This is a genomic window from Microcoleus sp. N3A4 (assembly GCF_036701805.1).
In the GTDB taxonomy this organism is placed as follows: domain Bacteria; phylum Cyanobacteriota; class Cyanobacteriia; order Cyanobacteriales; family Microcoleaceae; genus Microcoleus.
Window position 1 is genome coordinate 22,964 of the sequence record NZ_JAUBRJ010000042.1, and the last position, 9,700, is coordinate 32,663.

The following is a 9,700-nucleotide window of genomic DNA, read 5'->3' on the forward strand; positions in this document are numbered from 1 at the left end:
CAAAAATAAACATGACCGCAGGTAAAAAAAAGAGATGGAGCTGTGATAGAATGGCAGGCTAAGATTTCTCCAACAATTCAAACAATGCGATCGACCAGACCCCGGAAACAGTTTGCTCAACATTGGCTCAAAAGCGAGAAAGCCTTAGATAAGATTGTGAAAGCAGCTTCTTTGGATCGCGATCGCGTCCTGGAAATTGGGCCGGGCACGGGGATTTTGACTCGGCGCTTGCTGCCTGCGGCTGAGTCTGTTGTTGCTGTGGAGATCGATCGAGATTTGTGTCTCAAGCTAGCCAAACAACTCGGCAAAACCGACAATTTTTTACTGCTGCAAGGCGACATCCTGGAAATGGACTTAGAGGCTGAACTAACGGCCTTTCCCAAATTCCAAAATCCCAATAAAGTTGTTGCCAATATTCCCTATAATATCACCGGCCCGATCCTGCAAAAACTGCTGGGAACGATATCTGTTCCTGCTGCTAAACCCTTCGATGCGATCGTACTCTTGGTGCAGAAAGAAGTAGCCCAAAGGCTTTACGCTAAACCGGGTTCGACAGCTTTTGGCGCTTTGTCGGTGCGGGTGCAATATTTAGCAGAATGCGAATTAATTTGCGATGTGCCGTCTAAAGACTTTTTTCCGCCGCCAAAAGTCGATTCTGCGGTGGTGCGGCTGCTTCCCAGACAGATAGAAACTGCGGCGGTTAATCCGCGCTATTTGGAGAATTTAGTTAAGTTGGGATTTGGTAGCAAGCGCAAGATGCTGCGAAATAATTTGAAAGGGGCTGTGGATTTAGATAAACTCGTTCACTTGTTAGAAGAGTTACAGATAAATCCTCAATCTCGCGCTGAAGATTTAAGCGTGGCTCAATGGGTAAGTTTGAGTAATAATATGATGTGCGAGGTTTGAAGTTCAGGATTTTGTGAGAAACCCGACTTCTTAAAGTCCTGCGGGTATCTGGGTATTCTGTTTTTTGAGATGGGCTTACTTATTTCAGCCTCATGGGAATTTTAATAATAAATTCCGCACCTTTCCCCGGTGCAGAAATACACTGCAATTCGCCTTGATGTATTACTGTGATAATGCTATGGCTGAGTGATAAACCCAATCCAATCCCTTGTTTGCCTACTGGTTTCGTGGTAAAAAATGGATTAAATAACTGCTTCATCACCGATTCGGTTATTTCGGGCCCGTTGTTGCTAATTCGGATTTCTACCAGTTCATTGTCTAAAAGTTTGGTAGCAATTTTGATATTGCGTGGCTCAGGTTGACTGGCTGCAACCGACTCGCTGTGGCTGTTTTCTTCTAAAGCCTCAATCGCATTACCAATGATAGTGATAAATACTTGATTTATCGCTCCTAAATAGCACTCTATTTTCGGCAAATTGCCATATTCTTTGATAACTTCAATGTGGCATGAACCTTGCTGAGGCGTCAATCTGCTTGACAACATCTTCAGTATACTGTCCATACTTTCGTGAAGGTCGGCTATTTTTATATCTGCTGCGTCAAGGCGAGAACCAGTCCGTAGTGACTGGACAATACCACGGAGGCGGTCTGCTGCAATTGTGAGAGAAATTAATATTTGTGGTAGGTCTTCTTTAATAAAATCTAAATCTATATCAGAAATTTTTTCTTGAATAGTTGGTAGCGGATGGGGATACTGCTCTTGATAGAGATCGACGAGTTCTAGCAAACTATCTACATACTCGCGAGCGTAAGTAAGATTGCCGCAAATAAAGTGAATCGGATTGTGGATTTGATGAGGCAGTTCTGTCAATAACTGCTTGAAAAATGACATTTCAGGACTAGGAATTAGCTTTGATTGAGCCTGCTTCAATTCAGACAATGCTTGTTCGAGCTGTTGAGTTTGACATTTTAACTCTGCGGTGCGTTCCTCAACTCTAATTTCTAATTCTTCTTTAGCTTTTTGTAGTGCAGCTTCTGCTAATTGGCGCTCGACAATTTCAGATGCTAGGAGTCGGTTGGCAAATTCTAAATTTTGAGTTTGAGACTTTAACTCTGCGGTGCGTTCTTCAACTCGAATTTCTAATTCTTCTTTAGCTTTTTGTAGTGCAGCTTCTGCTAAGTGGCGATCGACAATTTCAGCTTCTAGCAGTCGGTTAGCGGATTCTAGCTGGGCTGGACTGGGAAGTGCTAGGGCTTGAGGGATTAAGCCTACCAAAAGTATGACTGTAGCAAATGAAATAAGGGCAGTAATTGCTTTCATTGTTCCTGAAAGCCAATAGGTAGGATGCCAAAGTGTCCACAGTTCAAATATGTGAGTGATGCCACAGGCGACGATAAAGGCTCCAAACATGGCAAAGATCCAATCAAAGGGCAAATCTTCGCGTTTGGAAATAAAATAAATCAGTGTAATGGGGATGGAAAAATACGCCAGTGCAATGATCGAATCTGAGGTAACGTGAAGCCAGACTAACGGGGTCTGCCAGAGATAGCAGTGACCGTGAGGAATAAATGGCCCGGAACTAAAAAAAGTTTTCCACATTTCCTGCATAATATTTCCTTTGAGTTGTGAGAAAATGGACTCGGACTGGTGTCAATTAATTTCAACCAGGGGTTTCTTTCACCTGCGGCTTAATCACCTATGCGTTCATATTCTCTGTTAGCTTCAGCAAAAATCAATCTGTATCTGGAAATCATAGGCGATCGCCCCGACGGATATCACGAACTGGCGATGGTACTTCAAAGCATAGATTTAGCCGATCGAATTGACTTGCGCGCGATCGGTACGGACACGATTCGAGTGCGCTGCGATCACCCGCAAGTCCCTCCTGATAAGAATAACCTGGCCTACCGGGCGGCGGATTTGTTGGCGAAGCAATTCCCCGATGCTTTGGCGAAATACGGCGGAGTCGAGATTGTCATTCACAAGCACATTCCGGTGGCGGCGGGGCTCGCCGGCGGTTCTGCAAATGCGGCGGCGGTGTTAGTCGGGATGGATTTGCTGTGGCAATTGGGACTTACTCAGTCGGAGTTGCAAGAGTTGGGGGGAACTTTGGGTTCGGATGTGCCTTTTTGCATTACTGGAGGTACGGCTTTGGCAACTGGTCGCGGAGATAAACTGTCGCCGCTGCCTGATTTGGGGGGCTTTTTTGTGGTGTTGGCCAAGTACCGCAATCTCAGTATTTCTACGGCATGGTCGTATCAAACTTATCGCCAGCAGTTCAGTAGTTCCTATTGTGCAGCGGAAGATTTGGATTGTCGCCGGGAACGGCTGCATTCGGGGCCGATGGTGGGGGCGATCGCCCAAAAAGATCGATCGAAAGTTGGTCAATTGCTGCACAACGATTTAGAAAAAGTTGCCTTGCCCGTGTATCCGCAGGTGTTGCAGTTGCGGGAGGCTTTTGAGTCGGCGGGGGTTTTGGGAACGATGATGTCGGGTTCCGGGCCGACGGTGTTTGCGCTGGCGGAGTCTCCAGAGCAGGCTCAGCAGGTTTTGGAACGGGTTAAAAGTGCGATCGCTTCTCCCGATTTGGATTTTTGGGTAGCAAAGTTTAGCAATACGGGGATTCGGATTGTTTCAGAGGGAAACGATACGAAAGGAGCGATCGAGGGCGATCGACGCAGATGAATCTAATTTTACCAACAGTCTAATCAGCTTTAAAAACTGGTAAAGTGGAACGAAACACGGATTTTTATTTTGGTCAATTCACCCGAAATCTAAAATCTAAAATCTAAAATCTAAAATCTAAATGGCTGATTTAACTAATCCTAATTCTAGTTCTCAACCTCCAAATTCTGCTGAGGATTCTTTGCCGCCCAAGTCGCCGACGGTATTGCGGTGTCTGACTGGTTCGCTGATGGCGGGCTGCTTTGCGGTACCTTTGTACGCGCTAACTATGTCGATCGCTCAAAGTTTTGCAAGTAAGCCAGTTCATTCGGACAATATTACTGCGATTAAAATTTCGGTAGCCGTGCGAACTTTGGTAGTAGGAATGGCTGCTTTGGGGACTGGTGTTTTTGCTATGGCGGCTGTGGGTTTGATGCTGCTGGCCGTGCAAATTTTGATTCAAAATTTGGTTAAAAAACCCACAGGTTGAAGTCTATAAGTTGAAACAATCGGGCTACACAAACTCTCGTCCGCAAGGCAAACACTGAATAGCAAGATCGAAGCAATGGAATTATTTACGATCGGACACTCCAATCTGAGTATTGAAGCGTTTGTTTTGCTGCTGCAACAACATGGAATTACAGCAGTTGCGGACGTGCGATCGCATCCTTTCAGCCGCTATTTACCTCATTTTAATAAATCGGAAATTACAGCTTCTCTGTCAAGGGTCGGCATTCAATATGTTTTTTTAGGCAAAGAGTTGGGCGCGAGACCGGAAGATTTAAGCTGTTACGATTATAGCGGTAAAGCTTTATACGATCGCATAGCAGCAACTCCTCTATTTTCCGCAGGAATTCAGCGCTTGCTCAAAGGCGCAGCCAATTATAAAATCAGTTTAATGTGTGCGGAAAAAGACCCGATTACTTGTCATCGGACTATTTTAGTTTGCCACAAACTGAAAGAATTTAATTTAAAAATTAATCACATTCTGTCAGATGGCAATTTAGAATCGCACCAGCATTTAGAAGCAAGACTTTTGAGCAAGTTTAACAAAGCAAAAAAACCAGAACCAATACAGTTAAGTTTGTTTGAATTAAAGCCTCAAGTTAAAGCTCAAATAGTTAATTTAGAAACAGCTTATTATCGTCACGGATTGGAAATCGCTTATGTCAGCAAAGAAAGCAATTAATTAATTTATAAAATACAGCATATTCCAGGTTCATCAAGTACACTATAAAGCTATATTGTGTGGTACGTGTTATGTAGGGTGCGTCGCCGCGAAGCGGGTTCAATGGAACTTGCAGATAGACCGGTGGCGACGCACCTTACTTACGACCCTTGTTGTGTGTACCGCATATACATGGAATATGCTGTATGTCGCAGTTGGCAGATTTTGCTAAGCAGAAAGATTGAGAGTATTTTTTGCAGAACCTTGGTAAGGTTGAGTAGGTTTTTGATTAAAATGGGCGATCGGTGCTGTATTTTTTCTTGTTTTAGCAGCAACACTCCTGGAGACAGAACCTAATTTTGTAGGGTACGCAGTGCGTACCTTACAGCTATAAGTGGGGCGTCAAACCATTTTTTAGCCTTAGTCCTGAACAACTCTTGACATCGCATACATTTGAAAGTACGGTATGGTACTTGGCGTGCACCTTACATTTAGAAATTTTGTTCTAGTTTTAACATTGTTTGTGCTATAATTTGGCGGGAATATAGCAGAAAGGGGTGCTTTTTTATGAAAGCAGAATTTTACTTCGATCGTCGGAGATATACTTGCAGCTTAGTTCAAGTTGATTTTGTCAAAGAATTAAAAATTAAAAATTATCAAGGTTTTGTGTTAGCAGTTAAGCAAGGACAAAAAATTGGGCTTTTAGGAAAAACTCGCCAGAATGCTAAAAAAGTTGATGTATCTCAGTCGCATTTTTATAATTTAATTAAAGCAGCAATGAACGCTTTAGAATTGCAAACTCGAAATGACTTAATTTTAGAGAGAGATGGGATTATTGCTGATGGCGAGGAAAAGATTCAGCAGCAAGATAGAGAAATTCGTCTGCTTAATGAACAGATCAGAATCCTTGGCGATCGCCTTGAAGAGTTGTTAGCGTCACAGCAGCAGCTACCAATGGAGATCGTAGATAATCAAATCATAGAAAGTGAAGTCAGTCAAGAAGTAGAGGACTGTTCAGTGTCAGAGGCAGATTTATTGACCCCGGAAACAGAGAATGAAATCCGAGAAACTGAAATTAGTCACAACCTAGAACAATTAGCAGTCCAGCTAATAGAAAATCAACCGCATTCGTCGGAGTTTGAGGAAGTTGAAGAGGCTGAAATCAGCGGCATTAATGATGAAGAGGAAATTGTCGATGCCCAAGTCGGAGAACCGGAAGAAAATCACATAGCAGTCAAAGTTCAAGTAGGCGATCGTCAAATTAAGCAATTGCCTAAAAGAGCTTCTAACAGAAAGATGAGAAAGAAATCTTAATGCTTTAGTTACTGAATCGTCTGGTCATTATTTAACGTAAAATGCTCTTCTTTTAGATCCCCGACTTGTTTAAGAAGTCCGGGATCTGCGTATTCTGTTTTTTATGTGGGCTTACTTATCAATTTTTTCATGAAAACAACTGAGGGCAATAATTCCCTGGATTCGAGATCAAATTGTTTAATATTCCTAACTGTTGAAACACCGGAGAAGACAAGCTGATCGGTAATGCAACTGGCCCGCAGGTAATGCTGTTGTCTTTGATATACACAATTCCGAAATAAGATTCAACGCCTAATTGTTTAGACAAAGCTACTTGAACAGCCAGCGGATTGTTATTATAAGTGGCAATTTTTATCCCGTATAAATAATTGTTTGTTTCTGCCACGGAAAAGCCAACAGATTTTAAAATACCAGCCGCAGAACTTGCTGTTTGCGGCTGCGGAAATGAGAGAGTGCCGAAAGAGTTAGTAAATCCAGAGCCTTCTAAATATTCCGAAGTTTGATGTTTGTTCAGATAACTAATATATTGTGTAGCTTCACTTTCTTTAGCTTTGCTGATTAATCTGAGGAAAGTAGGTAAAGCAATAGCTGATAATATCCCAATGATAAATATCACAACCAACAATTCAATCAAAGTAAAGCCTTTTTCACCAACAGGCAAGATGCCTGTTCCACAATAGTTTAATTTTCTCATAGGGTGGGTGTCTTTCCCGCCATTAAAAGGTCGATCGACAACAGACATAATTGGCCTCCTCAAGCAAAATCTACAATTATTTAACTAGCCGTCAACTATTTCCCTGCAATTTTTGCCAAGTCTTGGGAAACTCAGCTTGATTCTGATAGATAACAGGCAACCAGCTAGCACCGGGAATTTCCAGATCCCAATCATCTTTTAGATGTTTTCGTGCTTCCCGCACGGAAACATAAAAAGAATTGCCGCCAGCAAAAGCTTTGAGAAAAACTTTCAGAAACTCCTGGGCGATTAAATCCGGCACCGGTTCCCGCATCACGATAATTTGAGGGATATCTAGATGGGCTAATTGCTTCCCCAATCCTAAACCATCGCAAGAGTTAAAGATTGCTATTTCCAAACCCCGTTCAATAGCTATTTTCAAGGAATCTTTTAGCTGTTCCACGGTTAACTTATCTGTTTTATTGATACAAATCACCCCCGTACTGCCATCTACTTCGCTCTGACTGTGACCAGAAAAACACAAGATATCCCAGCCTATTTCATCGGTGAGATATTCCTTAATATCCTGGTAAGTTGGTTCTACCAAAAATATGGTTTCTGCTTCTGACAAATGCTCCAATATCTGCCGATCGTTATCGACATTAATTCCTGTACTGTCGCCCAAGATTGCCAAAATTCTTACTTTAGTTCTGGAGCGTACAGATTTTTTGACTCTGTTAGATACCTTGCGACTTAAAGCTACTTCTGGTTTACAGTAAGCATGAAAAAATTTCCATTGATGCCAGGGGAGTTTTCGCAGTAAGTTATCTTCTGTTTGGATGATTACCCGCACTTCGTCAGTGCAGTTTAACTTGTCCTGTAATCCCTGCTGGATTGAGAAAAAATGTTCGGATTTTAGCCAAGTATTTACATCTATTTCTACTTCTTCAGCTAAGGTTTTTAGCTCCTCTATGGAACAGTTAGTGATACCTGGTTTTATTTTTATGGCACGGTTTTTTCGCTTATGGTTTTGAATGTTATACATTTGTTGCCACTGTTGATAATGTTGGGAAATTTCTGGTTTGGGTGGTAACTTGCCTTCTAATGTTATTGCTAAACGCTGGCGATCGCACCAAATATCAACTGTCACGTCAAACCCTTGTTTCAAGTCGCCGCTAGCCAAGTTTAAGATGACTACTTGTTCAGACAACGGTCTGACTATATCCTCCACTACTGACAGCAAGTATTGGCTTTGTTCTGCCGAGTTTTGCAGGGCAGGTACTTCTGTTCCTAGCAGTTGTAGCATTTCTTGATAGACAAAATTGAAATCATTGTGAATTTTTGCTTTGTCGGCATCAGGAGGTACGCTGACTTTGACGACAACTCCATTTCCTTTATTTTCAATACTCTGAATATTCAGTTTTATGCCTTGATTTTCTACTTGCACTTGTTGGAAAGATTCTACGAAAGCTTTCCAGTCAACACCGTGGTTAAAAATTAAGTCAACTGTATTGACAACTTCTTGAAAAAAAATGGTAAATTCTCCTGGTTGATAGTAGTCGCGACTGCTGCTGGGGCGGCGTTCGCGATCGTCCGTTCCCGGCTTCGGTTCTTCTAGCAAATAAACCCACTTACAGTCTACCCATTTTAGTTCCGTAGTGCTGTCAATATTCCAGGTTCCCAAACCGCAAACACCAGTCATTTTGGCATTGCTGAAATCAGTGCCGATCGCCTGAACTTGACTAAATATTGCATATTCTAAATTAGCAGCTTCCAAAGTCGCTTGACTGAGGTCTGCTGTTTGAAGTTGGGCATAGCTGAGGTCTGCACCTATCAGGTTTGCTCCTCTCAGATCCATGCCTTGATAGGATTTGTGATAGCCGTTGCTGGTGACAAGCAACTCTCGCACTGCTGGATTAATTAATATTGTCTCATCCACTCTTGCCCAGTCGAGAAAACGAGCGTGATGCCACATAGTTCGGTGGATAGTAGCAAATCTAAAATCGGTGTTTTTGAGGGTAGCATAACTGAAGTTAGTATTGGCTAATTGAGCGCCGCAAAAGCTGGTGCCGCCAGCCGCACCAATGACGATCGCTAACTGGCGAATTACGGCGTATTTATCATCTTCGGCTAAAACTCTCTTAGCAATATGAGTTCCCAATAAGATTAAAGCTACAGCTAAGCTCGCAGCCAAAACAATTAGTACCACTTGATTCAGAGTTACAATTTTATGCTCTGGATGCAAATATCTAGCTGAATTTTTGACAATAATTCCGGTGGCGATCGCACTTATAGCCAGAGCTTCAAATACAGCTAAAGCTGCAATCGTCCTCCCTAAAACAACTTCAGCCAATGCTAGGGCTAAAGGGAGAGCTACAACTGCGATCGTAGTTGCAACGACAGCCGCAGTTAATGTCACAATTAAAAACGGAATATCATTAGCCTTCGTTTCGCCAGACAAGGCACTCATTAAGGCACCAGTTCTAAAAGACCTTAACCACGAAAGTATGGGATGTTTATCATTTGAGAACGCAGATAAAAAACCAATTAAAGGTACAAAAATAGCAGCCGCAATACCTAAATAATCCAACGCTTTTTGTATTCCTTCGCGAATCATGGCAGTCAAGAGAATAGCATTGACTAATAAGATGATTGCAGTGGGAATAAAACCGATATTATCCGTTGTTTTGGAAATTAGAGATTTGAAGGTATTATCAACAGCAATTACAGCAGCTATTCCTGATATTGCCGAGAGCAGTGCTACAATTATGAAGATTTTGATTTGCGATTTTCTGGCTACTCCGCAATGAGCGTGATTGAAATTAGCACCATCGAGAATTGCATTGGTAAAATCTGCACCTCGGATATCTGCATTCGAGAAATCTGTATTAGTCAGGTCAAGGCCTTTGAAAGAACAACCTTGGAGATTTTGACCGCGAAAGTTTTGAAATGTTAATGATGACATATAGGAGAA

General features: G+C 42.2%; 8 protein-coding genes. 5 read left to right on the plus strand and 3 right to left on the minus strand.

The window, feature by feature from the left end:
- Window positions 1–84 precede the first annotated feature (84 nt).
- On the plus strand, window positions 85–906 hold the full coding sequence (gene rsmA, locus QUA56_RS22350; protein WP_333361791.1) for a 16S rRNA (adenine(1518)-N(6)/adenine(1519)-N(6))-dimethyltransferase RsmA: 822 nt from the start codon (window positions 85–87) through the stop codon (window positions 904–906).
- Between the two features lie 79 nt (window positions 907–985).
- Here the strand turns inward: rsmA and QUA56_RS22355 are convergent, their stop codons facing one another.
- Window positions 986–2,515, minus strand: coding sequence for an ATP-binding protein (locus QUA56_RS22355; protein WP_333361705.1), 1,530 nt, complete (start codon window positions 2,513–2,515; stop codon window positions 986–988).
- A gap of 90 nt (window positions 2,516–2,605) precedes the next feature.
- On the opposite strand from QUA56_RS22355, the gene ispE reads away from it, so the two are divergent.
- The 4 genes from ispE (at window position 2,606) to QUA56_RS22375 (ending at window position 6,053) form a co-directional block, all read left to right on the plus strand.
- Window positions 2,606–3,592 carry a 4-(cytidine 5'-diphospho)-2-C-methyl-D-erythritol kinase gene (gene ispE / locus QUA56_RS22360; RefSeq protein WP_333361709.1) on the plus strand — a complete coding sequence of 329 codons (987 nt, stop codon included), beginning with the start codon at window positions 2,606–2,608 and terminating at the stop codon, window positions 3,590–3,592.
- A gap of 121 nt (window positions 3,593–3,713) precedes the next feature.
- A complete protein-coding gene (locus QUA56_RS22365) occupies window positions 3,714–4,061 on the plus strand; it encodes a DUF3082 domain-containing protein (RefSeq protein WP_333361712.1) in 348 nt (115 codons plus the stop codon).
- A 75-nt stretch (window positions 4,062–4,136) separates the two neighbouring features.
- Window positions 4,137–4,760, plus strand: coding sequence for a DUF488 domain-containing protein (locus QUA56_RS22370; RefSeq protein ID WP_333361715.1), 624 nt, complete (start codon window positions 4,137–4,139; stop codon window positions 4,758–4,760).
- A 546-nt stretch (window positions 4,761–5,306) separates the two neighbouring features.
- Window positions 5,307–6,053, plus strand: coding sequence for a hypothetical protein (locus QUA56_RS22375; RefSeq protein ID WP_333361718.1), 747 nt, complete (start codon window positions 5,307–5,309; stop codon window positions 6,051–6,053).
- Between the two features lie 127 nt (window positions 6,054–6,180).
- On the opposite strand, the gene QUA56_RS22380 is transcribed toward QUA56_RS22375, so the two are convergent.
- On the minus strand, window positions 6,181–6,747 hold the full coding sequence (locus tag QUA56_RS22380) for a type IV pilin-like G/H family protein (protein ID WP_333361793.1): 567 nt from the start codon (window positions 6,745–6,747) through the stop codon (window positions 6,181–6,183).
- Window positions 6,748–6,838: 91 nt separating this feature from the next.
- On the minus strand, window positions 6,839–9,700 hold a 2,862-nt coding region (locus QUA56_RS22385; protein ID WP_333361721.1), incomplete at its 5' end, for a pentapeptide repeat-containing protein.

What these genes read in the sequence shown, in the direction of transcription:
- rsmA (WP_333361791.1), top strand. Translation starts at nt 85, where the DNA reads ATGCGATCGACCAGACCCCGGAAACAGTTTGCTCAACATTGGCTCAAA.
- QUA56_RS22355 (WP_333361705.1), bottom strand. Translation starts at nt 2,515, where the DNA reads ATGCAGGAAATGTGGAAAACTTTTTTTAGTTCCGGGCCATTTATTCCT.
- ispE (WP_333361709.1), top strand. Translation starts at nt 2,606, where the DNA reads ATGCGTTCATATTCTCTGTTAGCTTCAGCAAAAATCAATCTGTATCTG.
- QUA56_RS22365 (WP_333361712.1), top strand. Translation starts at nt 3,714, where the DNA reads ATGGCTGATTTAACTAATCCTAATTCTAGTTCTCAACCTCCAAATTCT.
- QUA56_RS22370 (WP_333361715.1), top strand. Translation starts at nt 4,137, where the DNA reads ATGGAATTATTTACGATCGGACACTCCAATCTGAGTATTGAAGCGTTT.
- QUA56_RS22375 (WP_333361718.1), top strand. Translation starts at nt 5,307, where the DNA reads ATGAAAGCAGAATTTTACTTCGATCGTCGGAGATATACTTGCAGCTTA.
- QUA56_RS22380 (WP_333361793.1), bottom strand. Translation starts at nt 6,747, where the DNA reads ATGAGAAAATTAAACTATTGTGGAACAGGCATCTTGCCTGTTGGTGAA.